The organism is Klebsiella sp. OBRC7, assembly GCF_000293135.1.
GTDB classification, from domain to species: Bacteria; Pseudomonadota; Gammaproteobacteria; order Enterobacterales; family Enterobacteriaceae; genus Klebsiella; species Klebsiella michiganensis.
Genome location: NZ_ALNJ01000027.1, coordinates 70,244 through 87,782 on the forward strand (window position 1 = coordinate 70,244; position 17,539 = coordinate 87,782).

The following is a 17,539-nucleotide window of genomic DNA, read 5'->3' on the forward strand; positions in this document are numbered from 1 at the left end:
AACATCAAAATTTAGCATTATTTTAAATTTATTTATAAGGAAATGCTATGTCTACACCCGCACATTTATGGCTCGAAGATGAAAATGGTTCGCCGATTGTTGGCAGTTGCCTAATGCCACTTCGCCTGGGTTCAATCGAATTAAAATCATTCTCTCACGGTGTCACTATTCCGGTTGACCCGAGCTGGGGAAAACTTACAGGTACACGCGTTCACCGCCCTATAACGATAGTGAAAGAATTTGATCAGACAACACCGCTTCTGTACCGTGCGGTCTGTGAAGGCCGGACCATGAAAAAGGCTACAATTAAGATGTACCGTATTCTGGATTCGGGCATCGAGGCCGAGTATTTCAATATCATTCTTGAAAACGTCAAGTTCACAACGGTCGCACCATTCCTGTCTCCTAACGGTATGAGTAGTACTCATCTTGAAACGCTTGAATTGCGTTATGAAGCAATTACCTGGAAGTATACGGAGGGTAATATTGTCTATCGTGATTCATGGAACGATCGTTGTTGTGCCTGATGACAAGGGGTACCAAGGGAGGCCATTGTCTCCCTTGGCTCTGGCGAGGAGCTAAAATGAGTGACTTAACCGCGAGGATTGATATCGTTACCGGCTATCGTCCGGGAATGATTGGCCGCATTACGCAGATGCACGGCGAGTACTATGCGAAGCATTATGAATTTGGTCACTTTTTCGAGAGCAAAGTGGCCAGCGGGCTGGCGGAGTTTTCCGCTCGTCTTGAGAAACCGGAAAACCGGGTTTGGCTTGCCGTTCAGGGTGAGCAGATTGTCGGATCGGTGGCGATTGACGGCGAGGATCTTGGTAATAATGAAGCGCATCTGCGCTGGTTTATCCTCGACGATAGCTGCCGGGGAAGCGGTGTTGGCCGACGTCTGCTGAATGAAGCGATGGCCTTTTGCGATAGCCAGAACTTCGCCGCGGTGCGGCTGTGGACCTTCAGCGGGCTGAACGCCGCCCGCAGGCTATATGAATCCTTCGGCTTTACGCTTGATAAAGCGTGGCAGGGGGACCAGTGGGGGCGGATGATGACCGAGCAGCAGTTTAGTCGGGTTAAACCGGCTGCGCCTGCCGGCGTGGAATAATCTCCCGGCGCGGATCGCCGCGCCGGGAAAACTCTTTTAGCTTAATTTCGTATTGATCGTCGCCATCTCCTTACGCCACTGCGCCTGCAGCTGCGGTTTTTGATGTTTTGGTTTGCGCGCCAGATCGTCGGCCAGCAGCTGCTCAAGCGTGACTAACCGCTCCAGCAGCGCATCCTGGTCCTCCTCCGGTTCGCTACTGTTCACCGTCGCGGCCTGCGTCACCGGACGACGAACGGCGGTGCGCAAAATCTCATACACTTCTTCGCTGCTGTGCCATTCGCTCAGCCCGCGCTCATCGATAAGCCAGAAGCGATTGCAGCTGCGGTTAATGAGCTCGCGATCGTGGCTCACCAGCAGCAGGCCGCCGGGATAGTCGCGCAGCGTAGCCGCCAGCGCCGTTTTGCCATCCATATCTAAATGGTTGGTAGGCTCATCCAGCAGCAGCAGGCTATAGCGCGCCAGTGAGAGGCCGACGAACAGCAGGCGCGAACGCTCGCCGCCGCTTAAGGTGGCGACCTTCTGCCCGTGACGCGGCCAGCTGAATCCGGCGGAAATCAGCGCCCGCCTGCGCGCATCCGGGCCTGGTTCAAAGGGTTCCAGTGCGTCGAGAAGGGTATCGTCATCTGCCAGCTGATGCAGGGTCTGGTCGTAATAACCCGGCTTTAGCCGCGGATGCAGGCGCAAACCGCTCTCCGTCGTTTCCTGCTGCATTTGCCGCCACAGCAGACGCAGCAGCGAAGACTTGCCGCCGCCGTTACGGCCCATCACCGCCACCCGATCGCCGCTTTTCAGGCGAGCCAGGGCTGCGGTAAACAGGGCCGGCAGACCGGGCGCGGGGGGAACGGGGAGCTGTTCCATCTCCAGCAGTCGGTCAGCCCGCAGCATGTCGCCGTGGAGCGCCAGCCGCCAGGGGGTGCCCATGGTCAGCTCGGTTTGGCTCTCCTTCAGGCGTTGAACCTGCTTCTCCATCTGCTTGGCTTTGCGGGAGAGATCTTCGTTGTCATAGGTCCGGCCCCAGATAGCCAGCCGTTTAGCGCTGGCGGCGACCCGGTCGATCTCTTTTTGCTCGGCTTTATGGCGCTGCGCATCGCTGGCGTCCTGCTCTTCCAGCGCCCGGCGTGCGGCGCTGCAGGGCAGGGAGAAGGCGTGCAGCGTTCTGTCGCGCAGGATCCAACTGGCATTAGTTACAGCATCCAATAAGATATTATCATGCGACACCAGAACGAAGCTCCCCTGCCAGGTTTGCAGGAAGCTTTCCAGCCACAGGAGGGTCGGCAGGTCGAGGTGGTTTCCTGGCTCGTCCAGCAGCAGGAGGTTCGGCTGTTGAATCAACGCCCTGGCAAGCAGTAGCCGGGTATGCTGACCGCCGCTCAAAGTTGACGCCCGCTGCGCGGCCTCATCTGGCGTAAAGCCCATCTCTGCCAATAGCCTCTCCGCTTGCCAGCGTTGACTCTCACGCTCAGGAGCGGGAAGTTTCTCCAGTACAACCTGCAGCAGGGGCTGCGCTAACAGCGTATCGGGTAGATGCTGTTCCACACGCGCCATCAGACAGTGACTGGCCAGCGCCACGCTGCCCGAACTGGGCACGATCGTGCCGTCCAGCACCTGTAGCAGGGTACTTTTTCCGCAGCCGTTATAGCCAATCAGGCCAATACGGTCGCCTTTTTTCAGGGTAAAGGAGAGGTTTGTGAACAGCGGGCCAAACGCCGTATCAACATGAAGAGATTGTGCAGTTAGTAATGTGCTCATTGTGAACTTACTCAAGAGTTACAGGCATGTGAATGCCTCGTCAAACATCGCTGACGATAACCCGGTAAGCCCGAGGGAAGGGAGTTAGTCTATGGTTTCTTCGCTCAAGCTGAAGTTATCGCAGCACGATACCGATAACGCTTGAGCAGGTGCGATCGCCAAATGCACGTGAAAAAAACATTTCACAGTACGACATGGGATCCTCCTTTTTTATTCAGTGAGTTGATGGGTGCTGGCAGTTTAGAGGGAGAAAGTGGTTTTGACCAGATGAGAAGAAAAAAAGGCCTGCAAAGCAGGCCCCCTGTATGACTCATCTACCGGTTAAATCGACGTGCGGCGGTAGTTCCGGTACTCCGGCTGCCAGAAGTTATCGGCGATCGCCTGCAGCAGTGCTTCAGCTGAGGTTTTCACCGCCACGCCTTGTTCCTGCGCCACTTTGCCGACCGCGAAGGCAATCGCCCGCGAGACGGTCTGGATATCCTTCAGCTCCGGCAGAACCGGGCCTTCACCGTTATTTACCAGCGGCGAGTGTTTCGCCAGGGTTTCGCTGGCGGCCATCAGCATCTCATCGGTCACGCGCGATGCGCCCGAAGCGATAACGCCGAGGCCAATTCCCGGGAAGATATAGGAGTTATTGCACTGGGCGATAACGTACTGTTTGCCTTTGAGGGTGACCGGGGCGAACGGGCTGCCGGTGGCGACCAGCGCCGCGCCGTCGGTCCAGCTGAGGATATTCTGCGGCGTGGCTTCCACCCGGGAGGTCGGGTTGGAGAGCGGCATCACGATTGGCCGCGGGCAGTGCTTGTGCATCTCGCGGATAATCTCTTCGGTGAACAGACCCGGCTGGCCGGAAACGCCGATCAGGATATCCGGTTTGACGTTGCGCACCACGTCGAGCAGCGACAGCACATCATTCGTGGTGTCCCACGCTTGCAGATGCTCACGCTTTTGCACCAGTTTGCTCTGGAACGGCAGCAGATTCGGCATGGCGTCGGTCAGCAGACCGAAACGGTCAACCATAAACACGCGTTTACGGGCTTCCTCTTCGCTTAACCCTTCGCGCTGGATCTGGGCGACGATCTGCTCGGCGATACCGCAGCCCGCGGAGCCGGCGCCGAGGAAGACAATTTTCTGCTCGCTCAGCTGGCTGCCCGCGCCGCGGCTGGCGGCGATCAGCGTACCGACGGTGACCGAAGCGGTGCCCTGGATATCATCGTTAAAGGAGCACACTTCGTGGCGATAGCGGTTGAGCAGGGGCATGGCGTTTTTCTGCGCGAAGTCTTCGAACTGCAGCAGTACGTCCGGCCAGCGGGCTTTAATCGCCTGGATAACGTCGTCGACAAACTGATAGTACTCTTCGTCGGTAATACGCGGGTGACGCCAGCCCATATACAGCGGATCGTCCAGCAGCTGCTGGTTGTTGGTACCGACGTCCAGTACTACCGGCAGCGTATAGGCCGGGCTGATACCGCCACAGGTGGTATACAGCGACAGTTTGCCGATAGGAATGCCCATCCCGCCGATACCCTGGTCACCGAGGCCGAGAATACGTTCGCCGTCGGTCATCACGATAACCTTAACGTTGTGGTTCGGTACGTTTTGCAGAATATCGTCGAGGTTATTGCGGTTCTGATAAGAGATAAACACGCCGCGGGCGCGACGATAGATCTCAGAGAAGCGTTCACAGGCGGCGCCGACGGTCGGGGTGTAGATAACCGGCATCATTTCGTCGAGGTGGTTGCCGACCAGGCGGTAGAACAGCGTTTCGTTGGTATCCTGGATATTGCGCAGGTAGATGTGCTTGTCGATCTCGGTTTTAAATCCCTGGTACTGGATCCACGCGCGTTCGGCCTGTTCTTCGATGGTTTCGACCACTTCCGGCAGCAGGCCCAGCAGGTTGAAGCTGCTGCGCTCTTCCATGCTGAAGGCGCTGCCTTTGTTGAGCAGCGGAAATTCAAGCAGCACGGGGCCGGCGTAAGGGATGTATAAAGAGCGGTTTTTCTTATGAGTGAATTGCATCGCACTAACTCCTTGATAATCGCTTCAGCCCGGGCGCGGCGACAGGCGGGGGCTGGCAGGGAATGGCAGCGTGCAGAGTATAAGGCAGATGGCATCAAAGGAGGGTAAACAAGAGGACGATAGCGTTAAAAAAACACCATCCTGTAGAAAGGACGGTGTTTTTATCATCATTCAGCTGAAAAATTAGCCACCACGGCGCTTGCGGCCGGTGGCGCGAACATGGTTAACCGTGGTTTCCGCATCGCCTTCCAGCAGCACTTTTTTCTGCTGAGAAAGCTTGTAGTTCAGACCGAGAAGATGACGTGCCTGTTGGTTCGATTTCATTCTTACTCCTTTATCCTGTTTCGGTTTCAAGGACAAGCCCGACGGGTGTCGGACGAAATTTAACCCTTAAGTACGCCGCGCATTTTAGCGCGGCGATAATCATCGTGGCCCATTTTGCCGTGATTAGCAACGTTGAGTCGGCAGTTTAAGAACAGTCTTTTTAGCGGACCCCGGTTCGTCGGCCGGACAGGAGATCACCCGCCATCCGTCAGAAAGATTCGCACCTTAGCCAGTCTTACCACTTCATTTCGCCGGTATTCACTTTGGCGCTCAGATCCAGCGAACTCACTTCCGCGAGTCCCGGCCAGCGCTGTTTCATCGCCTTGATAACGCCGACGGAATCTTTGTGCGCGTTGAGCGCCTGCTCGAACTGGGTCAGATAATCGCGGGTAAAGGTAATCGCGCGGTCGCCTGCGGGCGGCGTCCCCAGGTAATGGCCGGGGATCACCTGCTGCGGATGCAGCGCGGCCATCTCGTCGAGCGTACTCATCCACTGCTGGCGGCTCGCCACGCTCTGGGTATCCGCGGTCCAGACGTGCATCCCCCACGCCACGCCGGTCCCGCCAAGAATGGCTTTATTCGCCGGGATCCAGACATAGGCGGCATAATTTTGCGGCTGGCGGATCTCAACCTTTTCGCCGTCGATGGTGAAGGTGTTTGCCGTCAGCGCTTGCGGGACGTAAACCTGCTTCGGCGCGCCGTCCTTCATCTGCGGGCCCCAGTAGGCCAGTTTGGCCGCTTTGGTGGCGTTAATGTGTTTAACCACTTCCGCGGTCGCCACCACGTTGACATCCGGGAAAGCCTTCACCAGCGGCTCGAGGCCGAAATAGAAGTCCGGATCGCCGGAGGTAATCACGATGCGGGTCAGTTTTTTACCGCTTTTCTTAATCATTTCAACAAGCTTCTCGCCATCTTTGACGCTGAATTGAGCGTCAAACAGCACCGCTTCATGCGGGCCGGAGGCGAGGGTGGAGTTAACCGCGAAAATGCCGTTCTCCTGCGGGTTGTAGGTTTGCAGCGTCAGGGGCGCGGCCAGAACGGACGTGCTGAACAGCGTGGTCGCGATAGCAAGGGCAGATAATTTCATATTCGTTTTCTCTTGGTCAGGTGAATGAGCGCTATTGTACGGATTTCCTGATTTGCGAAAATTCCTGAAAAAAGAGATGCTGAGTTTCATAAAACGTGCAGATGGAAATCAGTTATGGATCGGGTTATTGCCGCGCAGGTGTATATGCGCATTTGTGAACTGGGTAGCTTAAGCGCCGCCGCCCGCGCGCTGGGGATGTCGCGTCCGATGGTCAGCCGCTATCTGGAACAGATGGAGCAGTGGGCGGGAACCCGGCTGGTCCATCGCTCAACCCGCAAACTGACGCTCACGGCTGCGGGGGAGAAGGTGCTGCAAAAAACGCGCACCCTGACGCAGCTGTCGGATGAGATCGCCGGGCAAAGCGAGCGTGCGATCCCCAGCGGGACGCTGCGCGTCGCCTGCGCTCACTTTACGGCGATGCAGCTGATTTCGCCGCTGTTACCCGATTTTCTCGCCCGCTATCCGCAGCTGCGCCTTGAGCTGGATATCAATAATCATCCGGTGAGCCTGATCGGCGAGCGTATCGACGTGGCGATTCGGATCACCGACAATCCGGAGCCCGGGGCTATCGCCCGCCGCCTTGGCGTGTGTCGTTCGGTGCTGTGCGCGTCGCCGCGCTGGCTTCAGCAGAACGGTCCACTGCAAACGCCGGAAGATCTCACTCGTCACAACTGTCTGCATTACAGCCATTTTGCCAGCCAGACCTGGCAGTTTAGCGACGCCAGCGGCGACAGCGTGGCGGTGGCGGTTTCCGGCAACCTTAGCGCCGGGATCTCCTCGCTGCTGATGGAGGCGGCGGTCGCCGGCTGCGGCATCGCGATGCTGCCGGAGCTGGAGGCGCAGCGGGCGCTCAACAGCGGGGCGCTGAAACAGGTTTTACCGGCCTGGCGGCCAAAAGCGCTAAGCGTATATGGTATTTACCTTTCACGGGACTATCAGCCAAGCGCGCTGCCGCTGTTTCTCGGTGAGATTCAGCAGAAACTGGCGCAAACTCACGATATAAAAGGAACCCTTTAATGATAGTGCTTCGCCCAATGCGCGATACGGAGTACCCCGCGTATCTCGACTACTTTATCCCCGACTACGCGGCGGAAATCTCCGCCAATTACGCGCTCTCGCCGGCGGCCGCGTTAGCCCAGGCGCAGCGCGAAATCGCCGCGGATCTTCCCGACGGCGTGAATACTCGCGGCCAGGTTTTATGCTGCTTATTCGATGACAGTGACGGCGCAGAAAAGCGGGTCGGCTATCTCTGGTACAAGCCTGACGAAGAATTGCGCTCCGCCTTTATCTGCGATTTTTATATTTATCCGGCGTTTCAGGGACAGGGCCTGGGTAGACAAGCGATGGCGGCTTTTGAGCATGCGCTGAAAAGCCAGGGGATCGGCCAAATTAAACTGCGCGTCGCCGGGGATAATCAGCGCGCGCGCCATCTCTACAACGCCGCGGGTTTCCGCGTTACCGGCGTTAATATGAGTAAAAATATCCCGACGGATTGATCTGAAAAACGCCGCGCGCCGCCCAAATGCCCTGGAGGGTTCTATACTTAACCCTTTCATATCAAAAAAGGAGCGATATTATGGCAATCCATAAGAAAGGTCAGGCGCACTGGGAAGGGGATCTGAAAAGCGGAAAAGGAACCGTCTCGACCGAGAGCGGCGCGCTGAACCAGCAGCCTTACGGTTTTAATACCCGTTTCGAAGGCGTCAAGGGCACCAACCCGGAAGAGCTTATCGGGGCCGCCCATGCCGCCTGTTTCTCCATGGCGCTCTCGCTAATGCTGAGCGAAGAGGGCTACACCGCCACCTCCATTGATACCGTGGCGGTGGTGACGCTGGATAAATCCGGCGGCGGCTTTGCCATCACCCAAATCGCGCTGCAGAGTAAAATTGTGCTGCCAGGCATCGAGGCCGATGCGTTTGACGGCATCATTCAAAAAGCCAAAGCCGGTTGCCCGGTGTCGCAGGTGCTGAACGCGGAGATAAGCCTCGACTACCAGCTCAATCCATAAGCTCACTGGCGCCCGCTATCGGCGGGCGCTCCTGCCCTGAAAGCCATCGTTGGTAAATGCCCCCGGCGTTAATAAATGCTATCTTTCTCGCTCACGGATCAGAGCAGGTGGGTAATGACCAGCATACGCGGAATGATTGAAGCTCAGGTTCTGGGCTTAACCGGCATGGCGCTAAAAGAGATCGATTTTGAACACCCCAAAGGCGAGCCGGGGCTATTTGGTCCGCAGTCGGCCATCTGGCAGGTTCATGGCGATTTTACCTCCATGCTCTGCGGCGGCGTCAGCGCGCTGCTGTTACAGATGCTGCATCCTCTGGCGCTGGCGGGCGTCTGGGATCACTCAAACTTCCGCGAAGATATCTTTGGCCGCCTGCGCCGTACCAGCCAGTTTATTTCCGCCACCACCTTTGGTACCACCGCCGACGCCGAACGGCTGATTGCAAAAGTGCAGGGGATCCACCTGCGGGTGAGCGGCAAGGATAAAGACGGCACGCCCTATCAGGCCAGCAACCCGGCGCTGCTTACCTGGGTTCATGTCGCCGAATGCAGCAGCTTTATGGCCTCGCATCTGCGCTACAAGCGGACCGTGGTCAGCGCCGCCCGCCAGGAGCAGTATTATCAGGAGGCCGCCGAAATTGCCCGCCGCCTTGGCGCTCGGGATATCCCGTTAACGCCGCGGCAGGTTGCCGACTACCTGCAGGATATGCGCCCAACGCTGCGCTGCGATGAGCGAACGCAGGAGGTTGCCGACGTCCTGCTATCGACCCGCCTGCCGGGGCGTCTTAGTCAGCCCGTCGGGCGAATGATGATGCACGCCGGGGTTGACCTGCTGCCGCCGTGGGCGCAGGCGATGCTCAATTTGCCGATGAGCGCGCTGCAGCGGCACAGCGCACGAATTGCGGTACACGGCGTCGCCCGCGTACTGCGCGCGTCGGTGCGTAACGGCGCGTATCATTGCGCAATGCGCCGGATGACTCAGTTTTAATTATTCAGGCTGCGTTTTTACGCCCTAAAATATAGCCATGGCTATTATTGTCATGGCTATATTTTTTAAAAACAAACTATTCTCATTTATATATTTGACAGCAATAAAAATAAGTAAATATTCTCTTAACGGCGGCGGATTATTCAGGAAAAATTAAGCCAAATCGCGTACGTTATTTCTTTTTTTTGCGGGGAAGTCATCATGGCGAATATGACTGACGATGGTCAGCGCGCCCAGGTTGCGCGTAAAACGACGCTGGTTAGCGTGGTGGTCAATCTTTTTTTATCCAGCGCCCAGGTTCTGGCGGGCGTTTTTTCCGGTTCGCAGGGATTAATTGCCGATGGTATTCATTCTCTTTCCGATTTAGTCGCTGATTTCGTCGTGCTGTTGGCCAATAAAAAAAGCGGCAAACCGTCGGATAGCGATCATCACTACGGACACCGGCGCTATGAAAACGGCGCTTCACTGGTGATTGGCGCGCTGCTGTTACTGGTTGGCGCGGGTATGCTGTGGTCCGCCTGCGGCAAACTGCTGCATCCGGCGTCTATCCCGAGCGTGCATATTACCGCTCTGTGGGTGGCGCTCGCCGCGCTGACCGCCAAAGAGATGTTATTCCGCTATATGCTCAGGGCGGCTAAACAAATTCAGTCGTCCATGCTGATTGCCAACGCCTGGCACGCCCGCTCGGATGCCTCGTCGTCGGTGGTGGTCGCGGTCGGCATCATCGGTAACCTGGCCGGCTTCGCCTGGCTCGATCCGGTGGCCGCGCTGGCGGTCGGCGCGCTGGTCACCCGCATGGGCTATACCTTTTCGTATGACGCCCTCCATGACTTGATGGATCGGTCAGTGGATAGCGACAGCGAGCAGCAGATAATCACCACTATTCTGGCAACGCCCGGCGTCGTGGCGCTGCATGACCTTAAAACCCGACGCGCCGGCGATGGGATCCTGGTCGATGTACATATCGAGGTGCCGGGAGATTTATCGGTGGCGGAAGGGCACGAAATTGCGCTGTTGGCCCGCGCGCGGGTGCTAAACAGCCAAAACGTGCTGCATATGATGATTCATATTGACCCTTGCCGCGCGGATAGCGACGCGATTGTCGCTTAGGTTATTCCCCTGAACGCTTGAGGGCTATGTCAGCCTGCGGATAATATTGCCTGTGAAATAAAAAAGGACCATAATCCAGCGGCTATTCTTTCATCGCTGATAAATAGCCGGCTGACGCCGTGTCGTGTTTTTAAACAATATAAAAAGGCAATCGGATAATAGAAAGTATCTATTTCTATTATTCGTTCGAAACTTCAGGAAGTAAAACAATGATTATCCGGCCAGAACAACACTGGTTCCTTCGCTTGTTTGACTGGCACGGCTCCGTGCTGTCAAAAATCGTCTTTCGCCTGCTGCTTAACCTGATGATGTCGATTATCGCGATCATCAGCTATCAATGGTACGAGCAGCTGGGTATCCATCTTACCGTCGCGCCGTTTAGCCTGCTGGGGATCGCCATTGCCATTTTTCTTGGCTTTCGCAATAGCGCCGGATACAACCGCTTTGTTGAAGCGCGTAATCTGTGGGGAACGGTGCTGATTGCCCAGAGAACGCTGGTGCGCCAGCTGAAGAATATCCTGCCGACCGAAAGCGCAGCCCATCAACGCCTGGTGAGCTACCTGGTGGCGTTTAGCTGGAGCCTGAAGCATCAGCTGCGTAAGACGGATCCGAGCGCCGATTTAGCGCGTCTGCTGCCGGCGCAAAGCGTGGCGGAAATCCTCGCCAGCTCGATGCCAACCAACCGCATTCTGCTGCTGGCAGGCGATGAGCTTGGGCGCCTGCGCGCAGAAGGGAAGATCGGCGATGTCACCTTCAGCCTGATGGACAATAAGCTTGATGAGCTGGGGCACGCGCTGGGCGGCTGTGAGCGCCTCGCCAGCACCCCGGTGCCCTTTGCCTACACGCTCATTTTGCAGCGCACCGTGTATCTGTTCTGTACGCTGCTGCCGTTTGCGCTGGTCGGCGATCTTCACTATATGACGCCGTTCGTGTCGGTGTTTATCTCCTACACCTTCCTGTCGTGGGATTCGCTGGCGGAAGAGCTGGAGGATCCGTTTGGTACCGCAGCCAACGATTTGCCGCTGAACGCGATGTGTAACACCATTGAGCGCAACCTGCTGGATATGACCGGCCAGCATCCCTTACCGGAGAAGCTGGCGCCGGACCGCCACTACAATCTGACCTGATTTTTGTATGTTTATTATTCGTTAAATAAGTTAAATCTAACGCGTGATAGATAACATTGATTATACAGCCACCGCCCTGATTGTTATGCTTTCGTTAACAAAATGCCTGCTATTTTGACGGATAGCGGCTGATAAGACATCAGGCGGCTTTTCACCTGCCATACGCCGCCGAAAGCGCATCAGGAGTGAACATGAGTAACAGAAGACGCGTCGTTCCCGGCGTCCATCCCTATGATGGTCCGGCGGGCGGCTGGGGCGCCTTAAAAGCCACCGCTATCGCCGTTCGTACGCAAATGGATGCGCTCGATGCCCCCGCCACGCTGCTGCGGACCAATCAGCCGGATGGCTTTGATTGTCCCGGTTGCGCCTGGCCCGACAAAGAACATAAATCGACGTTTCAGTTCTGCGAAAACGGCGCCAAAGCGGTGACCTGGGAAGCCACCAGTAAACGGGTCACGGCTGAGTTTCTCGCGGCTAACACCGTGACGTCGCTGCTGGCGCGCAGCGATTTTGAGCTGGAAGGCTACGGGCGCTTAACCCAGCCCCTGGCGTACGATAAAGCCAGCGATACCCTGCGTCCGGTGTCATGGGAAGCGGCGTTTACCCGCATCGGCGCCATTCTCCGTACGCTGCAGCCTAATGAAGTCGAGTTTTATACCTCCGGGCGCGCCTCTAACGAAGTGGCCTTCCTGTTCCAGCTGTTTGCCCGCGAATACGGCACCAACAACTTTCCGGACTGCTCCAATATGTGCCACGAGTCGACCAGCGTTGGCCTGCCGCAGTCCATCGGCATCGGTAAAGGGACGGTCTCCCTCGATGACTTTGATAAGACCGAGCTGGTTATCTCTATCGGCCACAATCCCGGAACCAACCATCCGCGCATGATGGGCACGCTGCACGAACTGGCTCGCCGGGGGGTGCCGATAATCGTCTTCAACCCGCTCAAAGAGCGGGCGCTGGAGCGTTTCGCCGATCCGCAGAACGTCATTGAAATGGCGACCTACAGCTCAACCAACATCGCGTCGACCTATTTCCAGGTTAAAGCGGGCGGCGACGCGGCGGCGCTTAAGGGTATCGCGAAGGCGCTGCTCCGGCTGGAAGCAGAGCAGGGCGAGGTGCTGGATCGGGCCTTTATCGATGAGCATACCCTGGGCTTTGCCGACTTTGCGCGAGATGTCGACGCGACCCCGTGGCCGGATATCGAACGCGAGTCGGGCCTGACGCGCGGCGATCTTGAACGGGTGGCGGCGGTTTACGCTAAATCTAACGCCACGATTATCACCTACGGCATGGGCATCACCCAGCACAATAAGGGCACCTCTAATGTACGCCTGATAGCCGACCTGCTGCTGATGCGCGGGAATATCGGCAAGCCGGGAGCCGGGATCTGCCCGCTGCGCGGACACTCCAACGTACAGGGCAACCGTACCGTCGGCATCACGGAAAAACCGAGCCCCCAGTTTCTCGCCAACCTGCAGCGGGTGTTTGGTTTTACGCCGCCGCAGGAGCATGGTCACGATGCGGTAAAAGCGCTACAGGCGATGATCGACGGCGAATCGAAAGCGCTGCTCTGCCTTGGCGGGAACTTCGCGGTGGCTATGCCGGATAGCGAACGGGCTTTTCCGGCGATGCGGGGGCTGGATCTGAGCGTGCATATTGGCACCAAGCTGAATCGCTCGCATCTTCTGGTGGCCAATGAGACCTTTATCCTGCCGTGCCTTGGCCGAACCGAACTCGATATTCAGGAGACGGGACGCCAGTCAATCACCGTGGAAGATTCGATGTCGATGGTGCACGCGTCGTCGGGCAAGCTGAAACCCGGTTCGCCAGAGCTGCGATCGGAGCCGGCGATTGTCGCGGCGATGGCCAGGGCGACGCTGCCGGAAAGCAAAATCGACTGGCAGTGGCTGGTCGCCGACTACGATCGTATTCGCGATCTAATTGAACAGACCGTTCCCGGCTTTGACCAGTACAACCAGCGTATTCGCCATCCCGGCGGTTTTCGCATGCCGCTGCCGCCGACGGAGCGTATCTGGCCGACGCCGACGGGCAAAGCGATGTTTTCCGTTTTTCACGGGGTGTACGAAAACCAGCAGGTAGCAGGGCATGACGTGATGCGCCTGGTGACGCTGCGCAGCCACGATCAGTACAACACCACCATTTACGCCATGGACGACCGCTACCGCGGCGTGTTTGGCCGTCGCGACGTGCTGTTTATGAACGAGCAGGATATGGCTGAGCAGGGATTCGAACACGGCGATCGGGTGGATATCAGCTCCGCGCTACCGGGCCACCAGCAGCGGCTGGAAGATATCACGCTGGTCGCCTACAGTATCGCGCCGGGCACCGTTGCGGCCTATTACCCCGAAGCGAACGTGCTGGTCCCTCTGGATTATCTCGATAAAGAGAGCGGCACCCCGTCGTATAAATCGGCGCCCGTCCGTTTAACCCTGCGCTCGAAAGAGATCCGCGCGCTGACGGGGCTTCGCTAAAGCGCCGTTTGCCCGCGGCGATCGTCGCGTCGTGGGCAAAAGCGCTACCTTTGCGCCAGAATCAGCTTAATCCCCAGCCCGACAAAACCGGCGGCAAAGCAGGCTCTCAGTCCCTGTAACACCCGCGGACGCGACAGCACGTATCCGCGCATCGCCGCCGAAAAGGCGCCGTAGAGCATAAAAACCAGCAGCGTCATCAGCATAAAAACGGCGCTCAGGATCAGCATTTCCCCGATCGGCGAAGCCGAGCCGCGCTGGATAAACTGCGGCAGAAAGGCGAGAAAGAAGAGCGGCAGCTTGGGGTTAAGCAAATTAATCAGAATCGCGTGGCTGATGACCTGGCGCGGGTTGCGTTGCTTGACGCCTTCTACGCTCAGGCTGCCTCGCTGGGTCAGGGTGCCCCATGCGAGGTACAGCAGCCAGGCGACGCCGGCGTACTTCACCAGCTCGAAGGCGCCGGGGGTACTGTGGAGGATGGCCGCCAGCCCGGTTATCGCCGCCAGCATATGCGGAATAATGCCCAACGTGCAGCCGAAAGCCGCGGCAAAACTCATGCCTCTGCCCGCCGCCAGGCCGGTGGCAATGGTGTAAAGCGTCCCGGTGCCGGGGGCGATGACCACAATCAGCGAGGTCAAAAGAAACTCAGGGGTGATGAACGCCATGATGTCATTCCTGTTGCAGAGAATCGAGGCCCTGAGTATTTCGCAAAGCCGACAGCCGGTATTGAACAAAATTGCACAACGTCGGCTAGCGGCTCGCCTGATAGCTGCCTGGGGTCATGGCGAACTGCCTTTGAAACGCGCGGGTCAGATGGCTTTGATCGGCAAAGCCGGCCATGAAGGCGGTATCTGCGGGGGAGTGACCTTCGGCGAGCAGGCGGCGCGCCAGGCGCAGGCGGGCCTGTACCAGATAAGCGTGCGGCGTGATGCCGGTTTCACGAGCGAAGCCGCGGATCAGCTGAAAGCGGCTGAGGCCGCAGAGGGTAGCAAGCATCTCGAGAGAGATTTTCTCTTCGGGGGCATCATCGAGATATTGCCTGGCCAGCGCGATGGAGGGAGTACCACTTTTATCAGGTCGCCGTGCGCAGAGATGGTATCGGCTCACCCGCATCAGGCAGAGCAGTAGCGCCTCTTCCACGGCGGTATCCTCGGGGGCGTTGGCGACAATCTCGCTAAACAGCCGCTGCATCAGTCCTCGCAGCTGCGTGTCTTCGACCACCGGGCGCAGGAGAATATCTTCGGCCTTTATCGCCCCCTGAAATTCAGCGGCAACCCGCTCGGGATCGAGATAGATCATCTGCCAGCTGCGTGGGCCATTCAGCGGGATACCGTCGTGCATCTCCCCCGGATTAACCATAATGATATTTCCGGCGGCGGCCTCAATTTTGCCCAGATGGCTCCACGAACGCTGCGCGCCCTGAGTGAAAATCCCGATGCCGAACTGGTCGTGGGAATGGCGCGGAAAACTCTGTTCCGTGACTAACGACATGGCTTCCAGTCCCGGCATGGCGAGCCGGTGCTGCTGAACGTGATGAAGGCGAGTTTTCAACGGTTTCTCCTGCCGGGGCATAGCAAGAGTGTAGCCTCAGGCACGCGGGACGAGCAACGGTCGACCGGCGCTTGAATTTCATCAACGCAGAACATAACATTTAGCTAACATTTTGCCTGCTGCGCTGCCAGCAGATTGCGCAAACAGTGGATGATAATGGATATTAAACAGCTTAAGTACCTGATTGCGCTCGACAGAACACGACATTTCGGCCAGGCCGCGGCGGCCTGCCATATCACCCAGCCCACGCTATCGATGCGTATCCGCAATCTGGAAGAAGAACTTAATCTGACGCTGATTCAGCGCGGGCAGAGGTTTGAAGGGTTTACCCCAGAGGGCGAGCGTATTCTGGCCTGGGCGCGAGCGCTGCTGGCGGCGCACGACGGGCTGGAGGCGGAGGCGGCTATCTGTCGCGGGCAGATGGTCGGCCAGCTAAGAGTCGGGATGGTGCCTTTAGCCAGCCTGAATCCGATGCAGCTGATCAAGCCGCTGGCGGATAAATACCCGGAGCTGCAGTTCAGTCTGCTGTCCATGACCTCGGAACAGATTATCGACGGCGTTAGTCGCAACCAGCTGGATCTGGGGATCTGCTATCTGCACCACGTCGATAGCCAACTGTTCAACGTGGTCTGGCTGCCGAATACCCGGATGGGTTTGCTGCACGATAAGCGCCATTTCCAGTTTGCTGACGCCATCCCCGGTTGGGAGACGCTGGCCGCACTGCCGCTGGGCTTTTTGACCAAGGGCATGTACTACCGCGAATCGATTGAGATGAGCTTTAAGGCCAAGGGGCTGGCGCCAGGATACGTTTTCGAAAGCGACTCCACGTTTCAGATTATCCAGGCGGTGCAGGCCGGGATCTGCTGCGCGATTATGCCGCTGAACAACGGCCTCGAAGCGCTAAGCGATAATCTGGAAATCAGGCCGATCGCCGAGACGGAGGTCGACTCGATGCTGGCGCTGATCATGCGCAACAAAGAGCCGGTGTCGTCGCTGGCGGAAAAATGCTTCGCCGATGCGCAGGTGATTTTTAGCGAACGCCAGTCGGCTGACGGCGCTTAGCTGGCCATCTGCGACTGGATAAATTCAAGCCAGACGCGCGTTCTGGCGGGCATAAAGTGGCGCTCCCGATAGAGGGCGGAGAGCTGTAACGGCGCCGGCGGCAGCTCCAGCAAGACTTCCTTGAGTTCGCCGCGATCGATAAACGGGCGGCAGGGTTTCTCCCCCAGAATCGCAAAGCCAACGCCGGCAAGCGCGGCATGCAGCGCCATTTCGCCGCTGTTGACGCGATAGTGCCCGTTGACGTTAACCTTTTTAAAGCTACCGTCCGCCGCGGCAAATTGCCAGGCCTGCCCCGCGAGGGCGCTGACGGTGGTAATGCAGGGCAGCACGGTTAATTGCTCGCTGTGTGTCGGCATACCCGTTCTGGCAATCAGCTGCGGAGAAGCGACCACGCAGCAGGGAAACGAAAAGAGCGGGCGCGCAATGACGCTGGCGTCTTCCATTTTGCCGCGGGTGATAATCACCGCAATATCCACATCCTCTTTTAACACCTCCATTCCCGCCAGATTGGTGGTACAGCTGACGATTATTTTTGGATAGCGCATGGCAAATTGCGCCATCAGCGGCGCAAACAGCGAGGGGCCAATTTCGTTCGGAAGACATAAGCGTAACGGCCCTTCGGGTTCTGCCTGCTGCTGCGTCAGTTCAGCTTCCGTAGCGGCAAATTGCTCCAGCACGGGTCGCATACTGGCGAGCAGCGTCTGACCGGCAGGGGTCAGCTTCATGTGTCGGGTACTGCGTTGTATCAGGCGTAGCTGAAGGCTCTCCTCAAGCTGCGAAATCTGTCGGCTCACATTCGATGAGGGCATCTGCAGCGCTTTTGCTCCGGCGCGAAAGGAGCCATTTTCCGCCACGGTGACGAAGACCCGCAGGGCGTTGAGATCCAATCTTTTCACTCTCGATTATCCCGATTTTGAT

The 17,539-nt window shown here is 57.6% G+C and carries 16 protein-coding genes and 1 pseudogene; 10 read left to right on the forward strand and 7 right to left on the reverse strand.

The genetic code is table 11. The features are described 5' to 3' along the window. The first annotated feature begins 47 nt into the window (after positions 1 to 47). Positions 48 to 527 carry an Hcp family type VI secretion system effector gene (locus HMPREF1144_RS06320; protein ID WP_004850743.1) on the forward strand — a complete coding sequence of 160 codons (480 nt, stop codon included), beginning with the start codon at positions 48 to 50 and terminating at the stop codon, positions 525 to 527. 74 nt (positions 528 to 601) lie between these two features. Next, a pseudogene (locus HMPREF1144_RS06325) lies at positions 602 to 1,111 on the forward strand (GNAT family N-acetyltransferase); the annotation flags it as partial. Between the two features lie 36 nt (positions 1,112 to 1,147). Here the strand turns inward: HMPREF1144_RS06325 and HMPREF1144_RS06330 are convergent. The 4 genes from HMPREF1144_RS06330 to HMPREF1144_RS06345 form a co-directional block, all read right to left on the reverse strand. Beyond that, the gene (locus HMPREF1144_RS06330; RefSeq protein WP_009652157.1) at positions 1,148 to 2,860 is read right to left on the reverse strand and encodes an ABC-F family ATP-binding cassette domain-containing protein; all 1,713 of its coding nucleotides are present in this window, start codon (positions 2,858 to 2,860) and stop codon (positions 1,148 to 1,150) included. A gap of 321 nt (positions 2,861 to 3,181) precedes the next feature. Then, on the reverse strand, positions 3,182 to 4,879 hold the full coding sequence (locus HMPREF1144_RS06335) for an NAD-dependent malic enzyme (RefSeq protein WP_004850748.1): 1,698 nt from the start codon (positions 4,877 to 4,879) through the stop codon (positions 3,182 to 3,184). 183 nt (positions 4,880 to 5,062) lie between these two features. Beyond that, on the reverse strand, positions 5,063 to 5,203 hold the full coding sequence (gene sra, locus HMPREF1144_RS06340) for a stationary-phase-induced ribosome-associated protein (protein ID WP_004101955.1): 141 nt from the start codon (positions 5,201 to 5,203) through the stop codon (positions 5,063 to 5,065). Between the two features lie 235 nt (positions 5,204 to 5,438). After that, on the reverse strand, positions 5,439 to 6,290 hold the full coding sequence (locus HMPREF1144_RS06345; RefSeq protein ID WP_009652263.1) for a Vmh family MBL fold metallo-hydrolase: 852 nt from the start codon (positions 6,288 to 6,290) through the stop codon (positions 5,439 to 5,441). A gap of 114 nt (positions 6,291 to 6,404) precedes the next feature. Between HMPREF1144_RS06345 and HMPREF1144_RS06350 the strand changes: the two genes are divergently transcribed. The 7 genes from HMPREF1144_RS06350 to HMPREF1144_RS06380 all read left to right on the forward strand — a co-directional run bounded on the left by HMPREF1144_RS06350 (position 6,405) and on the right by HMPREF1144_RS06380 (position 14,011). Further along, positions 6,405 to 7,307, forward strand: a complete 903-nt coding sequence (locus HMPREF1144_RS06350; RefSeq protein WP_004850754.1) for a LysR family transcriptional regulator — start codon at positions 6,405 to 6,407, stop codon at positions 7,305 to 7,307. Then, positions 7,307 to 7,786 carry a GNAT family N-acetyltransferase gene (locus HMPREF1144_RS06355; RefSeq protein WP_009652126.1) on the forward strand — a complete coding sequence of 160 codons (480 nt, stop codon included), beginning with the start codon at positions 7,307 to 7,309 and terminating at the stop codon, positions 7,784 to 7,786. Before HMPREF1144_RS06350 ends, HMPREF1144_RS06355 begins: the two co-directional genes overlap by 1 nt. A gap of 80 nt (positions 7,787 to 7,866) precedes the next feature. Continuing rightward, the gene (locus HMPREF1144_RS06360) at positions 7,867 to 8,298 is read left to right on the forward strand and encodes an OsmC family protein (RefSeq protein WP_004138064.1); all 432 of its coding nucleotides are present in this window, start codon (positions 7,867 to 7,869) and stop codon (positions 8,296 to 8,298) included. Positions 8,299 to 8,412: 114 nt separating this feature from the next. Beyond that, positions 8,413 to 9,282 carry an oxygenase MpaB family protein gene (locus HMPREF1144_RS06365; protein WP_009652272.1) on the forward strand — a complete coding sequence of 290 codons (870 nt, stop codon included), beginning with the start codon at positions 8,413 to 8,415 and terminating at the stop codon, positions 9,280 to 9,282. Positions 9,283 to 9,483: 201 nt separating this feature from the next. Further along, positions 9,484 to 10,392, forward strand: coding sequence for a cation diffusion facilitator family transporter (locus HMPREF1144_RS06370; RefSeq protein WP_009652284.1), 909 nt, complete (start codon positions 9,484 to 9,486; stop codon positions 10,390 to 10,392). Between the two features lie 209 nt (positions 10,393 to 10,601). Further along, positions 10,602 to 11,519 (forward strand): bestrophin family protein, encoded by a 918-nt coding sequence (locus tag HMPREF1144_RS06375; protein WP_009652209.1) that lies wholly within the window; start codon positions 10,602 to 10,604, stop codon positions 11,517 to 11,519. Between the two features lie 191 nt (positions 11,520 to 11,710). Next, the gene (locus HMPREF1144_RS06380; protein ID WP_009652148.1) at positions 11,711 to 14,011 is read left to right on the forward strand and encodes an FdhF/YdeP family oxidoreductase; all 2,301 of its coding nucleotides are present in this window, start codon (positions 11,711 to 11,713) and stop codon (positions 14,009 to 14,011) included. Between the two features lie 44 nt (positions 14,012 to 14,055). Here HMPREF1144_RS06380 and HMPREF1144_RS06385 read toward each other — a convergent pair whose 3' ends face one another. Further along, positions 14,056 to 14,673, reverse strand: coding sequence for a LysE family translocator (locus HMPREF1144_RS06385; RefSeq protein WP_009652278.1), 618 nt, complete (start codon positions 14,671 to 14,673; stop codon positions 14,056 to 14,058). A gap of 85 nt (positions 14,674 to 14,758) precedes the next feature. Next, positions 14,759 to 15,559, reverse strand: coding sequence for an AraC family transcriptional regulator (locus tag HMPREF1144_RS06390; RefSeq protein WP_009652170.1), 801 nt, complete (start codon positions 15,557 to 15,559; stop codon positions 14,759 to 14,761). A 156-nt stretch (positions 15,560 to 15,715) separates the two neighbouring features. Here HMPREF1144_RS06390 and HMPREF1144_RS06395 point away from each other — a divergent pair, with 156 nt between their 5' ends. Beyond that, a complete protein-coding gene (locus tag HMPREF1144_RS06395) occupies positions 15,716 to 16,621 on the forward strand; it encodes a LysR family transcriptional regulator (RefSeq protein WP_004850781.1) in 906 nt (301 codons plus the stop codon). On the opposite strand, the gene HMPREF1144_RS06400 is transcribed toward HMPREF1144_RS06395, so the two are convergent. Further along, positions 16,618 to 17,517, reverse strand: coding sequence for a LysR family transcriptional regulator (locus tag HMPREF1144_RS06400; RefSeq protein WP_009652243.1), 900 nt, complete (start codon positions 17,515 to 17,517; stop codon positions 16,618 to 16,620). The genes HMPREF1144_RS06395 and HMPREF1144_RS06400 overlap by 4 nt on opposite strands. Between the last annotated feature and the right edge of the window lie 22 nt (positions 17,518 to 17,539).